The organism is Pseudomonas sp. SIMBA_041 (assembly GCF_046535095.1).
GTDB classification, from domain to species: domain Bacteria; phylum Pseudomonadota; class Gammaproteobacteria; order Pseudomonadales; family Pseudomonadaceae; genus Aquipseudomonas; species Aquipseudomonas mucoides.
Window position 1 is genome coordinate 290,470 of the sequence record NZ_JAWRXJ010000004.1, and the last position, 24,899, is coordinate 315,368.

Consider the following 24,899-nt stretch of genomic DNA (forward strand, 5'->3'; position numbering starts at 1 on the left):
GGCCTTCATGACCTTAGTGCAGCGGGATGTTTACCGTTTGTAATCGTTTGCCGTCCCGGTCGTGGTAATTGACCTGAACCTGCTCGCCATCAACGATCAGATGGGCGAAGTTGTCCTCGCTGACGACTTGGCTGGTCAGTTCATGCCGATAGTCCCCCGCCGCCGTTTGCGCCAGCGGCTGATCCAGAATGAAGGTGGAGGCCTTGGCGTATGGCAGCAGTTTGCTGTTGCACAGCGGCGAAGAGACAACGGTGTGCACCTCGAAGTCCGGGTTTGCGCTGTGGGTCAGGCGACTGGTCAAGGAGCCGTGGACATCGCCCGACACGAAGATGACGTTCTTGATGCGGTGCGTGCGAATCGTCTCCAGTAATCGCAGGCGTTGTTCTGGAAAGGCCTTCCAGGCGTCATCGCCATGGCGTTTGCGGTCGGGGTAGAACATCACGCTAGTGACCACGAATTTGACCCGGGCCGGGCTGTGGATCAGCCATTTGAGCAGTGTTTGTTCCTGTTCTTCATCAAGGATACGGCGATCGTCGGCGGACAGGTTGCGGCGAGTACGGCTGTCGGTGACAAACCATTCAATATCACCGTCGGTGAACTGATACCAATAACGTTCTAGTTTTCTGTTTATCTGTCCGTTGGTCAGAAGTTCATGTGCCGGACTGTGGCTGGCTTGATAGAGCTCATAAGCCACGATGGCGTTTTTATATAAGTAAGCATCGCCCTTGCTTTTGTTGGCAGGCCAGTTGTCTTCTATTTCATGGTCGTCGAGGATCATGTAGGTCGGCAAATTGGACATTAATCTGGATATGTTCGGTTGGGAAAAAGCTGCACGATACTTATTGAGTATTTCCTTGTATTCCCGGTCGGGAGCAACGAGGTTCAGGTCATCGACATAGATTTGGTCGCCGGTCATCAGCATCGCGCTGACAGGCGGGTCAACCTGCTGAGTCAAATCGGCAATCGAGGCAAAAATCCGGTCACCCCGTTTCGGCGCCGACGCAATGCCTGCCGTCATGCGTAGATAGCGGCAAGAGCCGACCACGTAAGCTCGTGGCGTGGTGGTCTTGCTGGAGCGAGTGCGGAACCGGTAAATCTCCCGTGGCCATTGCAGTGGCAGTTCCTGGACCGTTTCCACGGTATGCACCGGGCTCATCGGGCTGAACCAGCCGGCCTGATATTCGTACTCGGTGTCGCTGGCCAGCTCATTGAGCGCAATCACATCGGCCATGTCGCGCAAGCGCGTCAACTTAACAAATTCGCCTCGGGACCAATGGGCTTCGCCTTGGCGCCGATAACGAACCCCTGCAAATGCCAATGCATTATCTTGAAGTTCTCCACGCAGAAAAATGCGCGCGTGATTAGTTGTAGTGTGGCCCATAATCGGGCCGACAGTCGGTTTTAACATGTTCGATTCCATTCGAAGTAATTGCTAGCGAAGCAGGAAGTAGCTGATGTGATTTTATTAAGTTTCAGTGCAACTAAGACTAGTTGCTGCTTCGAAGAAAATATCGGGAGGAAGTGGACTTGAGTTGTGGGCAATGTAAGCCGCTGCTGTAGGAAGAAGCTTTATTCAGGGCAAAAAAAGCCCCGCCAAATTGGCGGGGTTGAGGTACGAGCGTGGCGCTCGGAAAACGTGGAACGCGAGCGGCCCTCTGGTGAGGGAGGGCCGCTCGGTGTTACAGCAGGATGGTGCGGATGTCCGCCAGCAGGCTGCTCAGACGCTGGGTGAAGCGTGCAGCAGCGGCGCCGTTGATCACGCGGTGATCGTAGGACAGCGACAGTGGCAGCATCAGTTTCGGCTGGAAGGCTTTGCCGTCCCAGACTGGCTGGATGGTTGCCTTGGAAACACCGAGGATCGCCACTTCCGGCGCGTTGACGATCGGCGTGAAGCCGGTGCCGCCAATGTGGCCGAGGCTGGAAATGGTGAAGCAGGCGCCTTGCATGTCGTCAGCGGTGAGCTTTTTGTCGCGGGCTTTGGCGGCCAGCGCAGCGGCTTCGGCTGCCAGTTGCAACAGGCTCTTCTGGTCGACGTTCTTGATGACCGGTACCAGCAGGCCTTCAGGGGTGTCGACGGCGAAGCCGATGTTCACGTACTTCTTGCGGATGATCGCTTTGCCGCTGGGTGCCAGCGAACTGTTGAAGTCCGGCAGTTCCTTGAGCAAATGCGCGCAGGACTTGAGCAGCAGCGGCAGGATGGTCAGCTTGACACCGGCCTTCTCTGCAACGGCTTTCTGAGCGATACGGAACGCTTCCAGTTCGGTGATATCAGCCGAATCGAACTGAGTCACGTGCGGAATGTTCAGCCAGCTGCGATGCAGGCTCGACGCGCCGATTTGCATCAGGCGAGTCATCGGCACTTCTTCGGTTTCACCGAAGCGGCTGAAGTCCACGACCGGAATTGGCGGGATGCCCGCGCCGCCGGTTGCGCCGGCAGCAGCGGCCGGTGCTTCCTTGGCCTTCTGCATCATCGCTTTGACGTAAACCTGCACGTCTTCTTTGAGGATGCGACCGTGCGGGCCACTGGCGCCGACGGCGTTCAGCTCGACGCCGAACTCGCGAGCCAGTTGACGCACGGCCGGGCCGGCGTGAACTTTGGCGCCAGGCTTGGCTGGAGCAGCAACCGGGGCGGCAGCCGGTGCGGCGGCGGCAGGTGCAGCAGCGGCTGGCGCCGGAGCACTCGGTGCAGCAGCGGCGGCCGGAGCCGGGGCAGCAGCAGGCGCAGCGCCTTTGACTTTCAGCTTGAGGATCAGGTCGCCGGTACCGACTTCGTCATCCAGCTTGATGGAAACGCTTTCCACCACGCCAGCGGCAGGCGATGGGATTTCCATGCTCGCCTTGTCGGATTCCAGGGTGATCAGCGACTGGTCGGCTTCAACGGTGTCGCCGGCCTTGACCAGCACTTCGATGATCTTGGCCTTGCCCGCCGAACCGATGTCCGGAACGTGGATGTCCTGAACGCTGTCGGCCACTGGAGCAGCCGGAGCTGCAGCGGCTGGCGCTGGAGCCGCGGCGGCAGGTGCTGCAGCCTGAGCTGGAGCAGCAGCAGGGGCCGCAGCACCCGCCACTTCCAGGTCCAGAATCAGGTCGCCGGTGCCGACTTCGTCGTTGAGCTTGACGCTGATGGCCTTGATCACGCCAGCGGCGGGCGATGGGATTTCCATGCTCGCCTTGTCGGATTCCAGGGTGATCAAGGATTGATCAGCCTCGACGGTGTCGCCGACCTTGACCTGGATCTCGATGATCTGGGCCTTGCCCGCCGAACCGATGTCCGGCACGTGCACTTTCTGAATCGAAGCGGCAGCCGGCGCAGCAGCTGGCGCGGCGGCGGCAGCAGGAGCCGCAGCCGGTTTCGCTTCAGCTTTTGCAGCCGGCGCAGCGGCAGCCGCAGGGGCCGCAGCAGCGGCACCTTCGACTTCCAGCTCGAGCAGTTCGTCGCCTTCTTTCAGGCGATCGCCCAGCTTCACTTTAATGCTTTTGACGATGCCGGCTTTAGGCGCAGGAATTTCCATGCTCGCCTTGTCCGATTCCAGCGTCAGGATGCTCTGGTCGGCTTCGACACGGTCGCCGACCTTCACAAACAGTTCAATTACTTCACCTTCACCGCTGCCGATGTCAGGTACGCGAATGAGTTCGCTCACAGAATCTCTCCTCAGCAGTCCAGTGGGTTGAGTTTTTCCGGGTTGATACCGAACTTGGTGATGGCTTCAGCCACAACCTTAGGTTCGATGTCACCACGGTCAGCCAATGCTTCCAGGGCTGCCAACACCACGAAATGACGGTCGACTTCGAAGAAATGACGCAGTTTCTTGCGGCTGTCGCTGCGGCCGAAACCGTCGGTGCCCAGGACTTTGAATTCCTTGGACGGGACCCACTGACGAATTTGCTCAGCGAACAACTTCATGTAGTCGGTAGAGGCGATGACCGGACCTTTACGGCCGTTCAGGCACTCTTCGACGTAGCTCAGCTTAGGCTTCTGGCCCGGGTGCAGACGGTTGCTGCGCTCGACGGCCAGGCCATCGCGACGCAGTTCGTTGAAGCTGGTAACGCTCCATACGTCAGCGCCGACGTTGAACTCTTCACGCAGAATCTTCGCCGCTTCACGGACTTCACGCAGGATGGTGCCGGAGCCCATCAGCTGAACGTGGTGTGCCGCTTCGCGGGTGTCTTCTTCGAGCAGGTACATGCCCTTGATGATGCCTTCCTCGACACCGGCCGGCATGGCTGGCTGCTGGTAGGACTCGTTCATCACGGTGATGTAGTAGAAAACGTCCTGCTGCTCTTCGGTCATCTTCTTCATGCCGTCCTGGATGATCACCGCCAGCTCATAGCCGTAGGTTGGATCAAAGGTGCGGCAGTTCGGGATGGTGCCGGCCAGGATGTGGCTGTGACCATCTTCGTGTTGCAGGCCTTCGCCGTTCAGTGTGGTCCGGCCGGCGGTGCCGCCGATCAGGAAGCCACGGGTACGGCTGTCGCCAGCGGCCCAGGCGAGGTCGCCGATACGCTGGAAGCCGAACATCGAGTAGAAGATGTAGAACGGCAGCATTGGCTGGTTGTGGCTGGAGTACGAAGTACCGGCAGCGATGAAGGAGCTCATGGCGCCTGCTTCGTTGATGCCTTCTTCGAGGATCTGGCCCTTCTTGTCTTCCTTGTAGAACATCACCTGGTCTTTATCGACTGGCTCGTAGAGCTGGCCGACGGAGGAGTAGATGCCCAACTGACGGAACATGCCTTCCATACCGAAGGTACGGGCTTCGTCCGGGATGATCGGAACGATGCGCGAGCCGATTTCCTTGTCCTTGACCAGTTGCGCGAGGATCCGCACGAACGCCATGGTGGTGGAAATCTCACGGTCGCCCGAGCCATCAAGGATTGCCTTGAGGGTATCGAGTGGCGGCGTTGGCACGCTGAAGCTCTGCGCGCGGCGCTGTGGTACGAAACCGCCCAGTGCAGTGCGGCGCTCGCTCAGGTAGCGGGCTTCGGCGCTGTTTGGCTCTGGCTTGAAGAACGGCAGGTTTTCCAGCTCTTCGTCCTTGACCGGGATGTCGAAACGATCGCGGAACAGCTTCAGGCTTTCAACATCAACCTTCTTGGTGTTGTGCGCGGTGTTCTTCGCTTCGCCGGCACCGGTGCCATAACCCTTGATGGTCTTGGCCAGGATGACAGTCGGTTGTTCTTTGTGGTTGACCGCTTCGTGGTACGCCGCATAGACCTTGTACGGGTCGTGGCCGCCACGGTTGAGTTTCCAGATCTCGTCGTCGGACAGATCAGCAACCATCGCCTTGAGTTCTGGCGAGTTGAAGAAGTGTTCACGCACGAACGCGCCGTCTTTGGCTTTGTAGTTCTGGTACTCGCCGTCGATGACTTCGTCCATGCGACGTTGCAGGATACCGTCGACGTCCTTGGCCAGCAGTGGGTCCCAGAAACGGCCCCAGATGACTTTGGTCACGTTCCACTGAGCACCGCGGAAAACGCCTTCGAGTTCCTGGATGATCTTGCCGTTGCCGCGAACCGGGCCGTCGAGGCGCTGCAGGTTGCAGTTAATGACGAAGATCAGGTTGTCGAGCTTCTCGCGGCCAGCCAGCGAGATCGCGCCCAGGGATTCCGGCTCGTCACACTCGCCGTCGCCCAGGAAGCACCAGACCTTCTGCTTGCCTTCCGGGATGAAGCCACGGGCTTCCAGGTACTTCATGAAACGTGCCTGGTAGATCGCCTGGATCGGGCCCAGCCCCATGGATACGGTCGGGAACTGCCAGAAGTCAGGCATCAGCCAAGGGTGCGGGTAGGACGACAAACCGTGACCGTCGACTTCCTGGCGGAAGTTGTTCATCTGGTCTTCGGTGATGCGGCCTTCCATGAATGCACGGGCGTAAACGCCTGGCGAGGTGTGGCCCTGGAAGTAGATCAGGTCGCCGCCGTGTTCGTCGGTCGGGGCCTGGAAGAAATAGTTGAAGCCGATGTCATACAGGGTGGCGCTGGAGGCGAAGCTGGAGATGTGACCGCCCAGGTCAGAATCTTTCAGGTTCGTACGCATCACCATGGCCATCGCGTTCCAGCGTACCAACGAGCGAATGCGGCGTTCCATGAACAGGTCGCCAGGCATGCGTGCTTCGTGGGTAACGGGAATGGTGTTGCGGTATGGCGTGGTGATGGCGTAAGGCAGTTGCGAACCGCTGCGGGTCGCCAATTCGCCCATACGGGTCATCAGATAGTGAGCGCGGTCTTCGCCTTCTTTGTCGAGAACCGATTCCAGGGCGTCCAGCCATTCCTGGGTTTCGACGGGATCGAGGTCTTGCATGGCTTGCTCCAGGGCGGAAAGGCTTCCAGAATCGGTTGCCTGAGTTTGCGACTGGCCTTGTGGGCAGACGATATAAATTCTTGGATTGCCGAGAGGTTGTTCCGGCGGCGTGTAGTTTTACTACAAATCTTCGGGCATTTCAGCCTTTCGAATGTATATACGAGTAGTAAAACTACAGATGAATGGCTTGTGGCCTCCGGCTGCGTTGTGAGAATAATCGTTAAGGTTGGTCTTTTACCAACCACAAAAGGTGAAAGCTTGATGTTCACTGCCAAAAATAAAGAATTTTCAGCTATTTCTAACTTTTGTTCGACAGTCCTCCACGTAGTGCAATATGAAAATTCACTACATGCAACCCGTTCTACGCCGATCAAGGATAGACCATGAGCCTTCCCGCGCTTGCCGAACTGCCCGCCATTCTCCAGCCGTTTGTCACCCGTGCCGAGCAGTCGTTCCGTGCCGCCGTTGCGGCACTTGAAGATGACCATGGTCTGTCGACCTGGACACCTGAACGCTGGGCGCAATTCGCCCGTGTCGCGGCGGCCAGCGACTTTGTGATTGAACAGAGTGTGCGTGACCCTTTGATGTTGCTGGCCCTGGTGCAGTCCGGCGAACTGGACCGCAGCTTCGCGCCCGGCGAGCTGTGCGCGCAGATTGCGGCGGCGGTGAATGCAGCGCAAACCGAAGACGAGCTCGGCCGCGTCCTGCGTCGCCAGCGCACCCGTCATCAAGTGCGAATCATCTGGCGCGACCTGACCCGTCAGGCCGATCTGGTCCAGACCTGCCGCGACCTCTCGGACATGGCCGATGCGAGCATCGATCAGGCCTATCAGTGGTTATATTCGCGTCATTGCCAGCAATTCGGCGTGCCGACTGGCCGCCGCAGTGGCGAGCCGCAGCAGATGGTCATCCTCGGCATGGGCAAGCTCGGCGCCGTGGAGCTCAATCTGTCGTCGGACATCGACCTGATCTTCGCCTACCCCGAGGGCGGCGAAACCGTCGGGGTGAAACGCTCGCTGGATAACCAGGAATTCTTCATCCGTCTTGGCCAGCGCCTGATCAAGGCGCTGGACCCGATGACCGTCGACGGCTTCGTGTTCCGCGTCGACATGCGCTTGCGGCCATACGGTTCGGCCGGTGCATTGGTCTTGAGCTTCAATGCGCTGGAGCAGTATTACCAGGATCAGGGCCGCGACTGGGAACGCTACGCGATGATCAAATCGCGGGTGGTGGCCGGCGATCAAGTGGCCGGCGCGCAATTGCAGGAGATGCTGCGCCCGTTCGTTTACCGGCGTTACCTGGATTTCTCGGCCATCGAAGCGTTGCGCACCATGAAGCAGCTGATCCAGCAGGAAGTGCGGCGCAAGGGCATGGCCGACAACATCAAGCTCGGTTCCGGCGGCATCCGTGAAGTCGAATTTATCGCCCAGGCGTTTCAGCTGATCCACGGCGGCCGCGACCTGAGCCTGCAACAACGCCCTCTATTAAAAGTACTGAGCACACTGGAAGGTCAGGGTTATCTGCCACCGGCGGTGATCAGCGAGTTGCGCGAAGGCTACGAATTCCTGCGTTACACCGAGCACGCGATCCAGGCGATTGCCGACCGCCAGACCCAGATGCTGCCGGACGGCGCGCAGGATCAGGCGCGTATTGCCTTTATGTTGGGCTTCGCCGACTGGGACGCTTTCCACGAGCAACTGATGTATTGGCGTGGTCGTGTGGCCTGGCACTTCGCTCAGGTGATTGCCGATCCCGATGAAGAGGAGGGCACTGAAAGCGAAGTGGTGGTCGGCGGCGAATGGCTGCCGCTGTGGGAAGAGGCTCAGGACGAAGAGGCGGCCTGCCGTCAGTTGGAGGAGGGCGGTTTCAAGGACGCCACCAAAGCCCTGAAAGCCTTGGCCGGTTTGCGCAGCAGCCCGCAATTGCGAGCGATGCAGCGCTTGGGCCGAGAACGCCTTGATGCCTTTATTCCCCGTTTGCTGGCTCAGGCCGTTGAACATGCCAATCCGGATCTGGTGCTGGAGCGCGTGCTGCCGCTGGTGGAAGCCGTGGCTCGTCGCTCCGCGTATCTGGTGTTGCTGACCGAAAACCCCGGTGCGCTGCGCCGCTTGCTGACCTTGTGCGCTGCGAGCCCGTGGATCGCTGAACAGATCACCCGTTTCCCGCTGCTGCTCGACGAATTGCTCAACGAGGGCCGGCTATTCAAGCCGCCGCTGGCGCCGGAACTGGCCGCCGAGTTGCGCGAGCGCCTGACGCGGATTCCCGAGGACGACCTCGAACAGCAAATGGAAGCCCTGCGCCATTTCAAACTGGCGCATCGCTTGCGCGTCGCCGCCTCGGAAATTGCCGGCAGCCTGCCGTTGATGAAAGTCAGCGATTACCTGACCTGGCTCGCTGAAGCGATCCTGGAACAAGTGCTGGCCCTGGCCTGGCGCCAGACTGTGGCCAAGTACGGCACGCCGCTGCGCACCGACGGCACGTTGTGCGATCCCGGCTTCATCATTGTCGGTTATGGGAAAGTCGGCGGACTGGAATTGGGGCATGGTTCGGACCTTGACCTGGTGTTTATCCACGACGGCGATCCGCAAGCAGAAACCGACGGGCCTAAACCGATTGATGGCGCGCAATTTTTTACTCGGTTGGGGCAGCGGATCATTCACTTGCTGACGGCGCAGACCAACTCCGGCCAGCTGTATGAAGTGGACATGCGCCTGCGACCGTCCGGTGCATCGGGGTTGTTGGTCAGTTCGCTGGGGGCGTTTGCCCGCTATCAGGAAAATGAAGCCTGGACCTGGGAGCATCAGGCGTTGGTGCGAGCGCGGGTACTAGTGGGCAGTCAGGATGTCGGCCAGGCGTTCGAGAAAGTGCGCGCGGCGATATTGGGCAAGGCGCGGGACCTGTCGACCTTGCGTCAGGAGGTCAGCGAGATGCGCGCCAAGATGCGCGACAACCTTGGCAGCAAGAGCACCGCGGCCGGCACCGGGGCAAATGCCTTCGAGGCCACGGCGCCGTTCGATCTCAAGCAGGACGCCGGAGGTATCGTCGATATTGAATTTATGGTGCAATACGCGGCCCTGGCGTGGTCCGAAACACACCCGCCATTGCTGCGCTGGACCGACAACATCCGCATTCTGGAAGAGCTGGAGCACGAAGGGCTGATGCCCGTCGAAGACGCCAACTTGTTGCGCGAGGCCTATAAAGCCTACCGCTCCGCCGCTCACCGGCAGGCCTTGCAGAAGGACGCCGGGGTGATACCAGGCGATCAGTTTGTCGATGAACGCCGGCAGGTAGTGCGGATCTGGCGCGAGCTGGGGTTAAGCTGAAACAGGATAGTTGTAACGCTGGATACCCCATGTGGGAGCGGGCTTGCTCGCGAGAGGGCCGTCACATACAACATTTATGCTGACTGTCACTGCGCAATCGCGGGCAAGCCCGTCCCACAGTGATCTGCGGTGAATTGCAGAAGCAGGACAGAGCGCAAAACCCTGTGGGAGTGGGCTTGCCCGCGATTGCGGAGTCTCAGGCGACGTTGATGTTGTATGTAACGCCCCTCTCGTGTGCAGGCTTGCTCCCACAGTAGATCTGCAGTGTTTTGTAGAATTCTCGAGGCGGGGAGGCGTAGGCCTCCCCGGTTCGTTTTTGGAAGCCACATGAAAATTCTGATCGTTGGGCCCAGTTGGGTCGGTGACATGGTGATGGCGCAGACACTGTTTCAGTGCCTCAAGCAACGCCACCCGCAATGCGAAATCGACGTCCTGGCCCCCGAGTGGAGCCGGCCGATCCTGGAGCGCATGCCCGAAGTCCGGCAGGCCTTGAGCTTTCCGCTCGGCCACGGTGCCTTGGAGCTGGCGACCCGTCGGCGCATCGGAAAATCCCTGGCCGGCCAGTACGACCAGGCGATTTTGCTGCCCAATTCGCTGAAGTCGGCGCTGGTGCCGTTCTTCGCCGGCATCCCCAAACGCACTGGCTGGCGTGGCGAGTTCCGCTACGGCCTGCTCAATGACGTGCGCTCGCTGGATAAAGAACGTTATCCGTTGATGATCGAGCGCTTCATGGCCCTGGCGTTTGAGCCCGGCGCCGAACTGCCGACCCCTTATCCTCGTCCGAGCTTGCAGATCGACCCGGTCACCCGCGAAGCGACGCTGGCCAAATTCGACCTGACCCTCGACCGTCCGGTGCTGGTCCTGTGCCCCGGCGCCGAGTTCGGCGAGGCCAAGCGCTGGCCATCCGAGCATTACGCCAAGGTCGCCGAAGCGAAGATTCGCGAAGGCTGGCAAGTCTGGCTGTTCGGTTCGAAAAACGATCACGCGGTGGGCGAAGACATCCGTGCGCGGCTGATTCCCGGCCTGCGTGAAGAGTCGGTCAACCTCAGCGGTGGCACCTCGCTGGCGGAAGCCATCGACCTGATGTCCTGCGCTGACGCAGTGGTGTCCAACGACTCCGGCCTGATGCACGTCGCCGCCGCGTTGAACCGCCCGCTGGTGGCCGTCTATGGCTCGACATCGCCGGGCTTTACCCCGCCTCTGGCCGAGCATGTCGAAGTGGTACGCCTGGGCATCGAATGCAGTCCGTGCTTCGATCGCACGTGCCGTTTCGGTCATTACAACTGCTTGCGCCAGCTGATGCCGCAAGCCGTGAACGAAGCCTTGCAGCGGTTGCAGGGCACTGTGGTCGAGGTCAAATAGTTTGCGGGTTCTGCTGATCAAGACTTCTTCGCTGGGCGACGTGATTCACGCGTTGCCGGCGCTGACCGATGCGGCGCGGGCGATCCCCGGCATCACGTTCGACTGGGTGGTGGAAGAAGGCTTCGCCGAGATTCCGACCTGGCACCCGGCCGTGGGCAAGGTGATCCCGGTGGCGATCCGTCGCTGGCGCAAGAACCTCTGGCAAACCATCAAGAGTGGCGAGTGGAAGCGCTTCAAACAAAGCATTCGTGCCGAAAAATATGATCTGGTGATCGACGCCCAAGGCCTGCTGAAGAGCGCCTGGCTGACACGCTACGTCAAGGCGCCGGTCGCCGGGCTGGACAAGGATTCGGCGCGCGAGCCGGTGGCTGCACGCTTCTACTCCCGCCGCCTGGCGGTGGGCCGTGGACAGCACGCGGTGGAGCGGGTGCGTCAATTGTTCGCCCTGGCGTTGGGCTACGACTTGCCCAAAGGCCTGGGCGATTACGGCCTGAACGTCGAACGCCTGGTCGAACTGCCACGCAAGAATCCGTATGTGCTGTTCCTGCATGGCACCACGTGGGACACCAAACACTGGCCGGAAGCCTACTGGCGTGAGCTGGCCGAACGCGTTGGTTATCTGGGCGTCGGCGTGAAACTGCCGTGGGGCAACCCGATCGAGAAAGCCCGGGCCGAGCGCATCGCCGCCGGGTTCCGCCATGTCGAAGTGCTGCCCAAACTGAACCTGGCCGGTGTCGGCAAAGTGCTGGCCAGCGCGCAGGCCTGTGTTGCCGTGGACACCGGCCTTGGTCATCTGGCCGCCGCGCTCGACGTCCCGACCCTGTCGCTGTTCGGCCCGACCAACCCGGGCCTGACCGGCGCCTACGGTAAAGCGCAGATTCACATCGCCAGCGACTTCCCCTGCGCACCGTGCCTGCAAAAGAAATGCACGTATCAACCGACGGAACAGGATGCCCGTCAGTTCAACTTGAAACGCGAGTGGCCGCTGTGCTTCACGCGTCTGAATCCCGAGCGTGTCGCGACCCGACTGAGCACGTTGTTACTGGCTGAGGAGCTGCGCTGATGCAATTGGCATTCGTCTTGTACAAGTATTTTCCGTTCGGAGGGCTGCAGCGTGACTTCATGCGCATCGCCCTTGAATGTCAGCAGCGTGGCCATCAGATCCGTGTCTACACGCTGATCTGGGAGGGCGACGTTCCGCCGGGTTTCGAAGTGCTGGTGGCACCGGTCAAGGCGCTGTTCAATCATCGCCGTAACGAAAAACTCAGTGAGTGGATGGAAGCGGACCTGGCCAAACGCCCCGTGGACCGCTTGATCGGTTTCAACAAGATGCCGGGCCTGGACGTTTACTACGCCGCCGACGGCTGCTTCGAAGACAAGGCGCAGAACCTGCGGCACTCGTTGTACCGGCGTTGGGGCCGTTACCGACACTTTGCCGAGTATGAGCGCGCGGTGTTCGCCAAGGACGCCAAGACCGAAGTGCTGATGATTTCCGAAGTGCAGCAGCCGCTGTTCATCAAGCATTACGACACGCCGCTGGAGCGTTTTCACCTGCTGCCACCGGGAATTTCCCAGGACCGTCGCGCGCCGCCCAATGCGGCCGAAATTCGTGCCGGTTTCCGTGCCGAGTTCAACCTGAAAGACGATGAACTGCTGCTGGTGCAAATCGGCTCGGGGTTCAAGACCAAGGGCGTGGATCGTAGCCTCAAGGCGCTGGCCGCATTGCCCGCCGATCTGAAGAAGCGCACCCGGCTGTTTGTAATTGGCCAGGATGACCCCAAATTATTCCAGATGCAGAGCGCAGCTTTGGGGCTGGGCGACAACGTGACGTTCCTCAAGGGGCGCAGCGATATCCCGCGTTTCCTGCTCGGTGCCGACCTGTTGATCCACCCGGCGTACAACGAAAACACCGGGACCGTGTTGCTCGAAGCCCTGGTGGCCGGGTTGCCGGTATTGGTGAGCGCAGTGTGTGGTTACGCCCATTACATCGCCGAGGCCGACGCCGGGCTGGTGCTGGACGAACCCTTCGAGCAGGCCCAACTGACGCAGTACCTGAGGGGCATATTGAACGACGCTCAAGCACGGGCGGCCTGGAGCCGCAACGGTCTGGCCTTTGCCGAGACGGCCGACCTCTACAGCATGCCGCAACACGCGGCCGATGTGATTCTGGCGGAGCACGCTTAATGAAGTTGATGCTGGCTGAACCGTTCAAGAGCCTTTGGGCCGGACGCGATGCGTTCACCGAAGTCGAAGGCCTCGAGGGCGAGGTTTACCGTGAGCTGGAAGCGCGCCGGACGTTGCGCACTGAAGTGAACGGCAACGGTTTTTTCGTGAAGATCCACCGTGGCATTGGCTGGGGCGAGATCTTCAAGAACCTGCTGACGGCCAAGCTGCCGGTCCTCGGCGCGGGTCAGGAATGGAAAGCCATTCAGCGCCTGCAAGAAGTCGGCGTGCCGACCATGACCGCCGTGGCTTACGGCGAGAAGGGCAGCAACCCGGCAGATCAACACTCGTTCATCGTTACCGAAGAACTGGCGCCGACCGTCAGCCTCGAAGACTTCAGCATCGACTGGATCAAGCATCCGCCTGCGCCTGCGCTCAAGCGTGCGCTGATCGCCGAAGTCGCGCGCATGACCGGCATGATGCACCGCGCCGGGGTCAACCATCGCGACTGCTACATCTGCCACTTCCTGCTGCACACCGATAAACCGGTGACGGCTGACGATTTCAAACTCTCGGTGATCGACCTGCACCGTGCCCAGACCCGCCCGGCGATCACCCAGCGCTGGCGCAACAAGGATCTGGCGGCACTGTACTTTTCGGCCCTGGACATTGGCCTGACCCGGCGTGACAAATTGCGTTTCCTCAAGGGCTACTTCCAACAGCCGCTGCGCCAGATTCTGGCCGAGGAAGCGTCATTGCTCGCCTGGCTTGAGGGCAAGGCCAATAAACTCTATGACCGTAAACAGCGATATGGGGATGCGCTCTGATGGCGGGTTGGAAACTGGAGCCCGCTTACAGCGATCTGGCAGAAGATTTTGGCAGCCTTGAAGCGGTGTTCGCGCTGCAAGGTGAGCGGCTGACTCGCGACCTGTTGTCCGAGGTCATTCGCGTCAATCGCAACGGTATTAATTACTACGTCAAACGCTACGTCGGCGCCGGCAAAGGCCTGCGCCGTTACCTGGGCAAACCCCGGGTGAAAGCCGAATGGCAGAACCTCAAGCGCTTCGCCAAGTGGGGCATTCCTACCGCCGAAGTGGTGGCCTGGGGCCTGGAGCGACGCGGCGCGGCATACGACCGCGGGGCGATGATCACCCGCGAGTTGCCCAACACCGAAGACTTGTCGGCCCTCGCTGATCGGCGTGATCCCAAGTTGGCGGACCGCGCCTGGGTCGATGCGATCAGTCGGCAGCTGGCCGGTTACACCCGGACCATGCACGACAATCGCTTTACCCATAACGATTTGAAGTGGCGCAACCTGCTGGTCGATGATCAAGCCCGCCTGTTCCTGATCGATTGCCCCAATGGCGATTTCTGGCACGGCTTCTGGCTTAAGTACCGCATCACCAAAGACCTGGCCTGCCTCGACAAGGTGGCCAAATACCACCTGTCGGCGACCCAGCGCCTGCGCTTTTATCTGCAATACCGCCAGCGTGACCGGCTGAATGCCGCCGACAAGAAACGCATCCGGCACGTGGTGAGATTTTTCGAGGGACGCGAATGACTGATTTCCTGGCCGCTGAAGACCGTGCGCTGCTTGAGCGCCATGGCCTCGGCACGTTCGATGCGCTTTGGGCCAAACAGCTCGAGGCTGTGGACGAGCCCAATACCGCGGGTGGTGGCTGGAGCAGTGTGTTTCGGCTGGATCTGGAGGGGCGTGGTTTTTACCTCAAGCGCCAGAGCAACTACCTGACGCGTACCTTCCACGCGCCTTTCGGCGAGCCGAGCTTCGCCCGCGAATTTCGCAACATCAGCCGCTATGAAAAACTCGGTATTCCGGCGCTGAAGGCGGTGTTTTTTGGTGAGCGTAAAATCAACGGTGAAGTCCGCGCGGTGCTGCTGACTCGCGCGCTGGACGGCTGGGATGACCTGGATTCGCTGTTGCAGCGTTGGTCGGACCTGAGCGAGGCGCAACATTCGGCCATCCTCAAAGCCTGTGGCGAACTGGCGCGGCGCCTGCACGGCGTGCGTCAGGTTCATGGTTGTTTCTACCCCAAACATATTTTTCTTCAGGCGAGCGGCGACGGCTATCTGGCTCAGTTGATCGACCTGGAAAAGACCCGGCCGCTGTTGTTCGGTCAACGTGACCGGGTCAAGGATCTGGAACCGTTGCTGCGTCGCGCGCCGGAGTGGACCGACGCGCAGTTGCGCGAATTGCTGGCGGTCTATGTCGATCAGCCTCGGGACAGTGCGTTGGTGGACAGTTGGGTGTCACGTCTGACTGCGCGGCGCAGTCGTAAGGAGACCCGCTGATGCGTTTGTCCGAACTGAAGAACGCCGGCCGCACCCCGAGCCTGCCCATGAGCATTCCTCTGGCCGATGCCGCAGGCCCCGCCGATTTGCAATTGTTGAGCTTGCTGCGGGTCTTGCCGGGGCAGCGTTATGTGGGTGCCGGTGTCTGGCGTGGCCGTCCGGTGCTGGCCAAATTATTGGTCGGCAGCAAAGCGGCGCGGCATTTTCAGCGTGAACTGGCCGGCGTGCGTTTGCTGGCCGATCAAGGCCTGACCACACCGCAACTGCTGGCGGATGGGCTAAAGGAAGGCGAGGGTGGCTGGCTGCTGTTCGATTTCCTCGAAGGCGCCGAGAGCCTGGGGGAGACCTGGAAAATAATCGAACACTTGCCCGTGTTGGCGGACATGCAAGGGGCCGTGATTGCCGAGGCATTGGGCGCAATCGGCCAAATGCATCGCAAGGGACTCTGGCAGGAAGACCTGCACTTGGACAACCTGCTGCGTCAGCGCGGCCGCTTGTATTTGATCGATGGCGGCGGTGTCTGTGCTGAAACGCCGGGCCAACCGCTGTCGCGCAACAAAGTCCTGGAAAACCTCGGCGTATTTTTTGCGCAGTTGCCCAAGACGCTGGAGCCGTTCATCGAAGAACTGCTGGTGTATTACTTGTTGAGCAACGGCGAGCACGCCTTGCCCATGGAGGCCTTGCAGAAGCAGATCGATAAGGTTCGCGCCTGGCGTTTGAAAGACTTTCTGATCAAGGTCGGCCGCGATTGCACGCTGTTCAGCGTCCAGCGCGGGGCGTTCGGGCTGCGGGCGATTCGTCGCGAGGAAGAGGCCGCGATGCTGCCGGTGCTGGGGCAGGCCGATGCCCTGCTCGATCAAGGCCATTTGTACAAGACCGGCGGCGCGGCGAGTGTAGGAAAAGTCGATATTGATGGTCGGACGCTGGTGATCAAGCGCTACAACATCAAAGGCTTTGCCCATTGGCTCAAACGCTTCTGGCGTCCGAGCCGTGCGTGGCATTCGTGGCGTGAAGGCAATCGCCTGGCATTCCTCGGCATTGCCACGCCCAAGCCGTTGGCGCTGCTGGAGACGCGGTTTCTCTGGTTGCGCAGTCGGGCCTATCTGGTGACTGAGTATTTGCCGGGTCCGGACATCATCGAGCGTTTTGCGCCCTACGTTGAAAACGGCCATGCGCCGGAGGCGGAGTTGCTGGCGCTGGATCATTTGTTCGCCGAACTGATCGGCGCGCGCATCAGCCATGGTGACTTCAAGGGCCACAACCTGTTCTGGCAGGAAGATCGCTGGGCGCTGATTGACCTGGATTCGATGTGTCAGCATGGCTCGGTGGGCAGCTTTGCCCCGGCCTATGCGCGGGATCGGGCACGGTTCATGCGCAATTGGCCTGAGAGCAGCGCGCTGTATCAGGTCATTGATCAGCGTCTTCCCAAGGATATCTCCGGCGCCGCCTGAATCGGACCTTCGGTCCTATCGGGAGCAGGCTCGCTCCCACAGTGGTTTCGTGCACGACGCAGATCCAGGGTAGGAGTGAGCCTGCTCCGGGCGGCGTTCCGACGACGGCCAGACCCGCCGCCTGAGATCTAGAGGACGAGTTCTGATGAATTGTCCTACGTGATCTACAGACCCCATGAACTGTGCCCTGAATAGCCGCGATGCTAATTTGCCTGACGTTCACGGAGGGCAAATCTTGACCATAAAAATGGCTGTTATGTTGGCTGCTTTCTCGCTCGCACTGACCGGCTGCGGGACCACGATGACGGTGTTGCAAGCTGATGAGGACGCAGCCCGCAGTCTCAGGAAACAAAAAACCTACTGTCAATCCATTCCCCGCATTTATAGCGGCCTGGCCTATGACTTTTGTGTGTTGAATGCCCCGCCGGATCCCACCGGCTTCCTCGTGCCGTTCGTGCTGCTGGACCTGGGCCTGTCGGGTGTCTTCGATACCGTGTCCTTGCCGTATACGATCTACCGCCAGGCTACAGATGGCAATCTCAGCATTTACTGGCGCCCGGGCCGAGGATAAGCGGGGCGTCATGCTTTCCTCCCTTGTAGGACAATAAGCGCTGGGTCATTCCCGCCATGTTTACGCTATAATCCCGCCCTTTAGCTGTCTCTCGCCGCTTGCGAGGGCACATTAATTTTTGAGGCGCTTGTCGCCTGCATGCAGACTAAAGAGGCTAGACCCCTGTGGCATTGACGATTCTTGGCCTGTCCGGCGCCCTTAGCCATGATCCTTCCGCAGCCTTGTACATCGACGGCAAGCTGGTCGCGGCGGCTGAAGAAGAGCGCTTTGTGCGCGATAAACATGCAAAGAACCGCATGCCCTACGAGTCGGCGAAGTTCTGCCTGGAACAGGCGGGCATCAAGCCATCCGACGTAGATGTGGTGGCGATTCCATTCGCACCGATCAGTATTTTCGGCAAGGCTCGCTGGCAGTACGCCAAGCGTTACTGGTACGCCCCGGACCGCGCGCTTGACGCGATCCTGATGGGCAACCGTCGCTACAAGCGTTATCGCAACAAGATTGTCTGGTGCCTCGAGCAACTGGGCTTCGATCCGAAGAAAATCAAGATCGAGCCGGTCGAGCACCATCTGGCCCACGCCTCCAGTGCTTACCACTGCTCCGGTTTCAAGGAGAAAACCGCGATCCTGGGGATCGACGGCAAGGGTGAGTACGCCACGACCTTCTTCGGTTACGGCGAGAACGGCAAGATCCACAAGATCAAGGAATTCTTCGATCCGGACTCCCTCGGTGGCCTGTATGGCGCGATCACCGAGTTCCTCGGTTTCGATATGCTCGACGGCGAGTTCAAGGTCATGGGCATGGCGCCGTACGGCGACGCCAGCAAATACGATTTCTCGCGCCTGGCTTCGTTCGAAAACGGCGAGCTGGTGATCAACACCGACTACGCCAACGTCATCGGCCTGCGTCGCTACAAAGAGAAGGGCAAAGGCTACTACTTCTCGCCGAAGCTGATCGAGTGGCTGGGACCGAAGCGCGAAGGCGACATCGCCGACGAGCCGTACATCCACTATGCCGCGAGCATTCAAGCGCTGTTCGAAAAAATCGCGCTGCAGATGATCGACTACTACCTGGGCGACGTGCTCAAGGAAACCGGCAAGCTGGCCTACGCCGGTGGCTGTGCGTTGAACGTCAAGCTCAACCAGAAAATCATCGCTCGCGATGACGTCAAAGAGCTGTTCGTACAGCCTGCATCCGGTGATGCCGGTACGGCGGTCGGTGCGGCGGCTTATGTGTCTAACGCCCGTGGCGTGCCGGTCGAGAAGATGGAACACGTCTACCTCGGCCCGTCGTACACCAACGAAGACGTGCTCGCTGCCTGTGCCCGTCACCCGAGCAAACCGGTCTGGCGCAAGCTCGCCAACATGCCGGAAAACATCGCCAAAATCATGGTCGACGGCAACCCGGTGGCCTGGTTCCAGGGGCGCATGGAGTTCGGTCCGCGTGCCTTGGGCGGTCGTTCGATCATCGGTTGCCCGAGCGCCGTTGGCGTGGCTGACCGTATCAACCACCAGATCAAGTTCCGCGAGCGCTGGAGGCCTTTCTGCCCGTCGATGCTCGACACCGTGGCCCCGCAGATGATCAAGATCGATCACCCGGCGCCGTTCATGACCTTCACCTTTGAAGTGGCTGAAGAGTGGAAGACCCGCGTGCCGGAAGTCGTCCACGAAGACGGTACGTCCCGGGCCCAGGTGCTCAAGCGCGAGTACAACCCGCGCTACTACGACATGATGAAAGCGCTGGAAGTGCTGACCGGCAATGGCGTGTCGCTGAACACCTCGCTCAACCGTCGTGGCGAGCCGATGATCTGCTCGCCGACCGATGCCCTGAACATGTTCTTCGGCTCTGACCTACAGTATCTGATCATGGAAGACATCCTGGTGGTTAAAGAGGGCGCTGACGCATATGACTCGCTCGGCTGAACGCCATGTGTTGCAGTTCTGTCACGGCTATGACGGCCCGTTTCTGGACTGCGCTCGGCAGTACGCCAGCCTGTTCGCGGGGACCGGCTATCGAGTGACCACGGTCTTTCTGACCGGGGCCGCCGACAGTGAAGTCGCTGCGGGCTGCGCTTCCGATGAAGTGCTGTTCATGGAATACAGCTCCAAGGCCATTCGTGGCCTGAAGCTGGGCGCCATCGGCGATCTGCGCAAGATCGCCGCTTCGCGCAATTTCAGTTTCTGCATTGCCCACCGCTTCAAGCCGATCTACATCGCGCTGCTTGGGACTTCGCTGCCGGTCATCGGGGTGCATCACGGGTATGGCGATTACAAGCGCGGCACTCGCAAGCTGTTCGCTCATATCTTCCGCAAGCGCCTCAGCCTGCTCGGAATCTCCGACTCGGTGCGTGACGACATGCGCAGCTGCCTGCCGAAATGGCCGGCCGGGCGAATTCAGACGCTCTATAACCGGATCGATGTCCCGGCGTTACAGACCAGCCAGGTGTCAGTTCGCGAGGCTCGGGAAACCCTGGGCCTGGCGGCGGATGCCTGGATTGTCGGTAACGTCGGACGACTGCATCCGGACAAGGACCAGAACACGCTGCTGCATGGTTTTGCCTTGGCATTACCGCAGTTGCCGGCCAACAGCCAACTGGTGATTCTCGGTAAAGGTCGACTGGAACAGGACCTCAAGGAACTGGCCCGGGAACTGGGTATAGGCGATCGGGTGCTGTTTCTCGGTCAAGTACCGGATGCTCGTCGCTACTTCCGTGCCTTCGATGTGTTCGCCCTGAGCTCCGATCACGAACCGTTCGGCATGGTGCTGCTCGAAGCCATGGCCGCGGGCGTGCCGTTGATCGCGACCGCGTGCGGTGGCGCGAGGGAAGTCGTTGAAGGGGTCGGCATCCTGTTCCCGTTGGGCGATGCCGAGCGCCTGGCTCAAGGGCTGCACCATCTGGCCGCGATGGACGAGCAGCAGCGTCACCAGTGTGCCGAGTTGATGCTCGACCGCTTGCGTGAGCGATTCTCCGACCGCGCCGTGCGCGAGGCTTTCTGGCATATGCCACACGTCACAGAACTGGCACCGAGGGGCTGATGCTCAACCGATTTCAAGGCTGGCGCGAACGTGGCTGGACGGTGATCGACGCCCCGACTTATGCACAGGCGTGGCAGCGTTTTGGCGGTAGCGTCGCGACGCATCCCATGGTGGTTGAGCGCCTGGCGCAGTTGGCCGAGATCCCGGTGCGCTACCTGGCCTGGGAGCAAAACGGTGAAGTGAAAGCCGCCATCCCGACCTGGGGGCGCGACCTGGCGCTGTCCAAAGACGTGCTCAAGCGCTGTGGCAAAAAAGGCCTGTTCGACCTCGGCAATGCCGAGGTGATCCTGCCGGCGGCCGCCGATGCACACGCACCGCTGCGCCATCGCGGGCGTTATCTGTCGGCCCTCAACGAAGGCCGTTTCAGCGATATCAAGCTACAGGCCGAACAACTGGCCATGGCGCGCACGCCCGAAGAACTGTCGAAAAAATTCCGCTACAACCAGCGCCGTGAATTGCGCCTGCTGGAAGAAGCCGGTGGCGTTGTGCGTCCTGTCTCCGAGTTTTCCAGTGCCGAGCTGGCCGCGATTTATTGCGACCTTTTCCAGCGCCGCTGGGGCTTCCCGGCCACGGGTGCAGAGCGCATGGGCGAGGTGGTCGAGCTGCTGCGCGACTTGCTGATCGGCTCGGTGATTTTCCTCAACGATGCACCGATAGCGATTCAACTGGTGTACCGCGTCGAAGCGCCGGAATGGATCAGCGTCGAGTACATCAACGGTGGCGTCGATCCCGAAACCCGCGAGTTCAGCCCTGGCAGTGTACTGAGTTTCCTCAACACGCAAAGTGCCTGGGAACACGCTCGCGCCCTCGACAAGCCTTTGCGGTTTTCTTTCGGCCGCGCCGACCGGGAATACAAGGACCGCTGGTGCAATCCTGTGCCGGTTTTTACCGTGTGAGTGAACCCATGAGCCGCAAACAGCAACTGCTCAAGCGCCATCGGCGCAACAAACGCATCAGCCTGTTGATTGCGCTGGTGCTGTTGATTGCCCTTGGCGTGCTGGTGGCCTGGTGGCTGCCGTTGGTGCTTGCCGTGCTGGGCTGGATTGCCCATGAGGCCTGGTTCGCCGACCACCTGTTTTATTCCCCCCAAGACGATTACCACTACAGCTTCCCGGCCTACACCCCGCAACCCAAGGTGCACCTGGACGGTGAGCGTTTGCGGCTGGATGACGGCGTAATGCTCGTCGACGACGCCACACTGGTGTTGGCGCTGCGAGTAAAAAGCAGCTGGCTGGGACGCTTTTTCGATCCAATGGTGGCGTTGTCGGGTGGCGATAACCCGGACTGCCAAACCTTCGAGCGTGGCGTTAACGGCCTGCGCTACCTGAACCTCAGTGGTCAGGCGCAAGTACTGTCGCGCGGCGAGTTGCGTCTGCGTGGGCGCTTCTGCCGCCTGCTCGGCGAGCCGGTGCTGTGGGCGTTGGAGCAACCCGACTTCCGTCGTCAACGGGTGATGGTGATTGCGCCACACGCCGACGATGCCGAACTGGCCGCCTACGGTTTGTACAGCCAGGCCGATGAAGCCTGGATCGTCACCCTGACCGCCGGTGAAATCGAAGCCGAGCATTATCAACAGATCGGTCTGAACAAGGTCGAGGCCGCGCGCCTCAAGGGACGTTTGCGGGCTTGGGACAGCATCGCGGTGCCGCGCTGGGCTGGCGTGCCGCAAGCGCATTGCGTGCAGCTGGGTTATTTCTGTCTGCAACTGGCGGCGATGCAGGCCACGCCGACGCAACCGATCGCGTCGCGGGAAGCGGACCTGAGCGACACGCGGCTGTTTCGCCAGTTGAACCCGTTTGCCCTGCCGGGCGATACCGACGGAGCGCCGACCTGGAATAACTTGCTGGCCGACCTGCGTGAATTATTACTGCGAGCACGTCCCGAAGTGATCGTGCTACCGCACCCGACCCTCGATCCGCACCCCGATCATATCTGTGCGCAACAAGCGGTCCTCGAAGCCTTGAAAGGCCTGGAATGGCAGCCGACCACACTGCTTGGTTATGCCAACCATCTGCACGACAACGACCGCTGGCCAATGGGCGACGCCGGTCATGGTGTCGCGTTGCCGCCAGCCTTTGACCCGGCCATGCCGATGCAGCCTTGCTGCCTGCCATTGTCGTTGGAGCTTCAGCGCGATAAAGCCATGGCGTTGGGCATGATGCATGACCTGCAACCGCCGATGCCGTTCAAGCGTCGTCTGCGCCGATTGATCCAGCGGCTGTTGGCCAGGCGCAAACCGCCGGCCTACGGCGAGAACGAATTCTTTCGCAAGGCGGTTCGACGTCACGAGCTCTTGTGGATACTCAAGCACACACCAATAAACGCTTCGCAGCGGGGAGAGTTATGAGCCAGCGGCTAAAGGTTCTGCAATTGCAGCCTGACTACAACGTCAAAGCCCATGATTTTGCCGACCTCGCGGAGCAGATCGTCAAGGCCTTGCCGAACGAGCGCTACGAAGTAACGGCGGCGTTCCTGCGCGGCAAACCCGGGCCGGGTGAGGCGATAAGCCGGGCCGACCGTTCGGTGTATTTCGAGTTTTCCGACAAATCCCTCAAGGGCATGCGCCTGCGGGCGATGTGGACGCTGTACAAGTTTTGCCGTGCGGAAAAGTTCGACGTGGTGATCTGTAACCGCTTCAAGCCCGTGAACATGATGTTGACGCTTAACCGCTGGTTGAAAGTACCGCTGTGCATCGGCATTTCCCACGGTTTCGGCGAGTACGACCGGTTTTACCGGCGCCGCCAGACCCAGCGACTGATCGATCGTCACTGGCGTTTTGTCGGTGTGTCCCCAGCGGTCAAGCAGTACCTGCTGGACTGCGATTGCGGTTTCACCGACCAGAACACCTACGCGATCACCAATGCCATCGACATCGAGCAGGCCGAAGGTTTGCAGCACAGCCGCGAGCGCGCCCGCGAAATGCTGGGCATCGATCCGTCGGTGCGCCTGATTGGCGCATTGGGGCGTCTGGTGCCGGTAAAGGGCCACACCTATCTGTTGCAGGCGTTTGCCGCGCTCAAGGACAAATACCCGAACACTCAATTGGCGATCATCGGTGCCGGTCGTGAAGAGTCGCGCCTGAAGGCCGAGATCGAACGCCTGGGCCTGTCCGGGCGCGCGCACCTGCTGGGTTTCAAGGAAATCGCCTTGCAGTACATCCGCGCTTTCGACATCTGGACCATGCCATCCCTGGCGGAAGGTCTTGGGTTGGCGCTGCTCGAAGGCATGAGCGGGCATCTGCCGGTGATCGCCTCCAGCGTGCCGGCCATGCTGCCGCTGATTGAAGGGGCAGGCGGGCTGGCGATTACGCCCAAGGATGTGCCGAGCCTGGTCGCGGCGCTGGATACCTACCTCGGGTTGTCGGATGACGAGCTCAAGGCCAAGGGCGAGCAGGCCTACCGTTATCTGCAGGAACAACATGACATCGAGGTGTTCCGCCAGGAGTACCTGAACCTGATCGACTCCGGTTTGGATCAAGCCCGCAAGGAGCAGCCATGAGTACCACGCAACCTCTCGTCACGGTCATCATCGCGTCGTACAACCACGGTCCCTATATTGAGCAAAGCATTCTCAGCGTCCTCAATCAGACCTACAAAAACATCGAACTGCTGGTGGTTGACGACGGCTCCAAAGACGACAGCGTCGAACGCATCAGTGCGCTGCAGGCGCAATATGGATTCGATTTTCGGGTTCAACAGAATCAGGGCCTGACGAACACGCTCAACGCTGCCATCGCGCGCTCAAACGGCAGTTTGATCGCGCCATTCGGCTCCGACGACATCATGCTGCCGGAACGCATCGCTATTCAGGTTGAGTACATGGATGGCAAGCCCGAGGTGGGTATCTGCGCCGGCAACATCGAGCTGATCGACGCCGACGGGAATCTGTACCCGGAGAAGCGTCAGCGCCGTGATGTGCCGTTTCGCCGTCTGGACTTCGATGACATGTTCCTGGAACGTAAACCTTATCCACCGGCCCCGACCCTGATGATCCGTCGAGAAGCGCTGGACAAGGTCGGCGGGTTCGATCCGAACATTCGCCTGGAAGACCTGCTGATCGAACTGAAGGTGACCCACGCCGGGTACTTTATCGACGGCCTGAATGTGTTGATGGCGCGCTATCGCAAGCACCCCACCAACTCCTATAAAAATCACCGCTTCATGATCGATAACATCCTGCGTTCCTATGCGCTGTTCAGCGATCATCCGCTGTACGACGAGGTTCGCTACAAGTTTCTCAGCTCGATGTTTCTCAAGACCGCCAACCGCGATCGCAAGCTGGCCCGCGAACTGCTGGCGCAGATCCCGTTGAAGGCCTGGAACAAGAAAACCTGGCGTGGTCTGGGGCGGCTGTACTTTTCACCGCTGGAAAAAGACTGACCCTGC

18 protein-coding genes are annotated in these 24,899 nt (G+C 60.3%); 15 read left to right on the forward strand and 3 right to left on the reverse strand.

Features of this window, described 5'->3' with window-relative positions:
* Positions 1 to 13 precede the first annotated feature (13 nt).
* The 3 genes from SB725_RS11470 to aceE form a co-directional block, all read right to left on the reverse strand.
* Positions 14 to 1,408 carry an alkaline phosphatase D family protein gene (locus SB725_RS11470; protein WP_410921772.1) on the reverse strand — a complete coding sequence of 465 codons (1,395 nt, stop codon included), beginning with the start codon at positions 1,406 to 1,408 and terminating at the stop codon, positions 14 to 16.
* A 271-nt stretch (positions 1,409 to 1,679) separates the two neighbouring features.
* Positions 1,680 to 3,641 (reverse strand): dihydrolipoyllysine-residue acetyltransferase, encoded by a 1,962-nt coding sequence (gene aceF / locus SB725_RS11475; RefSeq protein ID WP_410921773.1) that lies wholly within the window; start codon positions 3,639 to 3,641, stop codon positions 1,680 to 1,682.
* A gap of 11 nt (positions 3,642 to 3,652) precedes the next feature.
* Complete coding sequence (gene aceE / locus SB725_RS11480; protein WP_027922043.1) at positions 3,653 to 6,298, reverse strand: pyruvate dehydrogenase (acetyl-transferring), homodimeric type; 2,646 nt, start codon at positions 6,296 to 6,298, stop codon at positions 3,653 to 3,655.
* Between the two features lie 383 nt (positions 6,299 to 6,681).
* Between aceE and glnE the strand changes: the two genes are divergently transcribed.
* The 15 genes from glnE to SB725_RS11555 all read left to right on the forward strand — a co-directional run bounded on the left by glnE (position 6,682) and on the right by SB725_RS11555 (position 24,893).
* Positions 6,682 to 9,621, forward strand: coding sequence for a bifunctional [glutamate--ammonia ligase]-adenylyl-L-tyrosine phosphorylase/[glutamate--ammonia-ligase] adenylyltransferase (glnE, locus tag SB725_RS11485; RefSeq protein ID WP_027922042.1), 2,940 nt, complete (start codon positions 6,682 to 6,684; stop codon positions 9,619 to 9,621).
* Positions 9,622 to 9,948: 327 nt separating this feature from the next.
* Positions 9,949 to 10,983, forward strand: a complete 1,035-nt coding sequence (gene waaF / locus SB725_RS11490; RefSeq protein WP_410921774.1) for a lipopolysaccharide heptosyltransferase II — start codon at positions 9,949 to 9,951, stop codon at positions 10,981 to 10,983.
* 1 nt (position 10,984) lies between these two features.
* Positions 10,985 to 12,046, forward strand: coding sequence for a lipopolysaccharide heptosyltransferase I (waaC, locus tag SB725_RS11495; protein ID WP_027922040.1), 1,062 nt, complete (start codon positions 10,985 to 10,987; stop codon positions 12,044 to 12,046).
* Positions 12,046 to 13,167 (forward strand): glycosyltransferase family 4 protein, encoded by a 1,122-nt coding sequence (locus SB725_RS11500; RefSeq protein ID WP_410921775.1) that lies wholly within the window; start codon positions 12,046 to 12,048, stop codon positions 13,165 to 13,167. Before waaC ends, SB725_RS11500 begins: the two co-directional genes overlap by 1 nt.
* Positions 13,167 to 13,973, forward strand: a complete 807-nt coding sequence (gene rfaP / locus SB725_RS11505; RefSeq protein ID WP_027922038.1) for a lipopolysaccharide core heptose(I) kinase RfaP — start codon at positions 13,167 to 13,169, stop codon at positions 13,971 to 13,973. The genes SB725_RS11500 and rfaP overlap by 1 nt, the downstream gene beginning before the upstream one ends.
* The gene (locus SB725_RS11510; protein WP_027922037.1) at positions 13,973 to 14,707 is read left to right on the forward strand and encodes a lipopolysaccharide kinase InaA family protein; all 735 of its coding nucleotides are present in this window, start codon (positions 13,973 to 13,975) and stop codon (positions 14,705 to 14,707) included. Before rfaP ends, SB725_RS11510 begins: the two co-directional genes overlap by 1 nt.
* Positions 14,704 to 15,456, forward strand: coding sequence for a lipopolysaccharide kinase InaA family protein (locus SB725_RS11515; RefSeq protein WP_027922036.1), 753 nt, complete (start codon positions 14,704 to 14,706; stop codon positions 15,454 to 15,456). The genes SB725_RS11510 and SB725_RS11515 overlap by 4 nt, the downstream gene beginning before the upstream one ends.
* Positions 15,456 to 16,907 carry a lipopolysaccharide kinase InaA family protein gene (locus tag SB725_RS11520; RefSeq protein WP_410921776.1) on the forward strand — a complete coding sequence of 484 codons (1,452 nt, stop codon included), beginning with the start codon at positions 15,456 to 15,458 and terminating at the stop codon, positions 16,905 to 16,907. Before SB725_RS11515 ends, SB725_RS11520 begins: the two co-directional genes overlap by 1 nt.
* Positions 16,908 to 17,142: 235 nt before the next feature.
* Positions 17,143 to 17,478: a YceK/YidQ family lipoprotein gene (locus SB725_RS11525; protein WP_032833434.1), complete on the forward strand. Its 336-nt coding sequence runs from the start codon at positions 17,143 to 17,145 to the stop codon at positions 17,476 to 17,478.
* Positions 17,479 to 17,642: 164 nt separating this feature from the next.
* Positions 17,643 to 19,400, forward strand: a complete 1,758-nt coding sequence (locus SB725_RS11530) for a carbamoyltransferase (protein ID WP_027922033.1) — start codon at positions 17,643 to 17,645, stop codon at positions 19,398 to 19,400.
* Positions 19,384 to 20,514 carry a glycosyltransferase gene (locus tag SB725_RS11535; RefSeq protein WP_027922032.1) on the forward strand — a complete coding sequence of 377 codons (1,131 nt, stop codon included), beginning with the start codon at positions 19,384 to 19,386 and terminating at the stop codon, positions 20,512 to 20,514. The genes SB725_RS11530 and SB725_RS11535 overlap by 17 nt, the downstream gene beginning before the upstream one ends.
* Positions 20,514 to 21,410: an antimicrobial resistance protein Mig-14 gene (locus SB725_RS11540; protein WP_059181746.1), complete on the forward strand. Its 897-nt coding sequence runs from the start codon at positions 20,514 to 20,516 to the stop codon at positions 21,408 to 21,410. The genes SB725_RS11535 and SB725_RS11540 overlap by 1 nt, the downstream gene beginning before the upstream one ends.
* An 8-nt stretch (positions 21,411 to 21,418) precedes the next feature.
* Positions 21,419 to 22,861 carry a PIG-L deacetylase family protein gene (locus SB725_RS11545; RefSeq protein WP_410921777.1) on the forward strand — a complete coding sequence of 481 codons (1,443 nt, stop codon included), beginning with the start codon at positions 21,419 to 21,421 and terminating at the stop codon, positions 22,859 to 22,861.
* Positions 22,858 to 24,012 (forward strand): glycosyltransferase family 4 protein, encoded by a 1,155-nt coding sequence (locus tag SB725_RS11550; protein WP_410921778.1) that lies wholly within the window; start codon positions 22,858 to 22,860, stop codon positions 24,010 to 24,012. Before SB725_RS11545 ends, SB725_RS11550 begins: the two co-directional genes overlap by 4 nt.
* A complete protein-coding gene (locus tag SB725_RS11555; protein WP_027922028.1) occupies positions 24,009 to 24,893 on the forward strand; it encodes a glycosyltransferase in 885 nt (294 codons plus the stop codon). Before SB725_RS11550 ends, SB725_RS11555 begins: the two co-directional genes overlap by 4 nt.
* Positions 24,894 to 24,899 lie beyond the last annotated feature (6 nt).

Coding starts and splice junctions, on each gene's coding strand:
- SB725_RS11510 (WP_027922037.1), top strand. CDS start 13,973: ATGGCGGGTTGGAAACTGGAGCCCGCTTACAGCGATCTGGCAGAAGAT.
- aceE (WP_027922043.1), bottom strand. CDS start 6,298: ATGCAAGACCTCGATCCCGTCGAAACCCAGGAATGGCTGGACGCCCTG.
- SB725_RS11550 (WP_410921778.1), top strand. CDS start 22,858: ATGAGCCAGCGGCTAAAGGTTCTGCAATTGCAGCCTGACTACAACGTC.
- waaF (WP_410921774.1), top strand. CDS start 9,949: ATGAAAATTCTGATCGTTGGGCCCAGTTGGGTCGGTGACATGGTGATG.
- glnE (WP_027922042.1), top strand. CDS start 6,682: ATGAGCCTTCCCGCGCTTGCCGAACTGCCCGCCATTCTCCAGCCGTTT.
- SB725_RS11470 (WP_410921772.1), bottom strand. CDS start 1,408: ATGTTAAAACCGACTGTCGGCCCGATTATGGGCCACACTACAACTAAT.
- SB725_RS11500 (WP_410921775.1), top strand. CDS start 12,046: ATGCAATTGGCATTCGTCTTGTACAAGTATTTTCCGTTCGGAGGGCTG.
- SB725_RS11540 (WP_059181746.1), top strand. CDS start 20,514: ATGCTCAACCGATTTCAAGGCTGGCGCGAACGTGGCTGGACGGTGATC.
- SB725_RS11515 (WP_027922036.1), top strand. CDS start 14,704: ATGACTGATTTCCTGGCCGCTGAAGACCGTGCGCTGCTTGAGCGCCAT.
- SB725_RS11520 (WP_410921776.1), top strand. CDS start 15,456: ATGCGTTTGTCCGAACTGAAGAACGCCGGCCGCACCCCGAGCCTGCCC.
- SB725_RS11555 (WP_027922028.1), top strand. CDS start 24,009: ATGAGTACCACGCAACCTCTCGTCACGGTCATCATCGCGTCGTACAAC.
- rfaP (WP_027922038.1), top strand. CDS start 13,167: ATGAAGTTGATGCTGGCTGAACCGTTCAAGAGCCTTTGGGCCGGACGC.
- SB725_RS11535 (WP_027922032.1), top strand. CDS start 19,384: ATGACTCGCTCGGCTGAACGCCATGTGTTGCAGTTCTGTCACGGCTAT.
- SB725_RS11545 (WP_410921777.1), top strand. CDS start 21,419: ATGAGCCGCAAACAGCAACTGCTCAAGCGCCATCGGCGCAACAAACGC.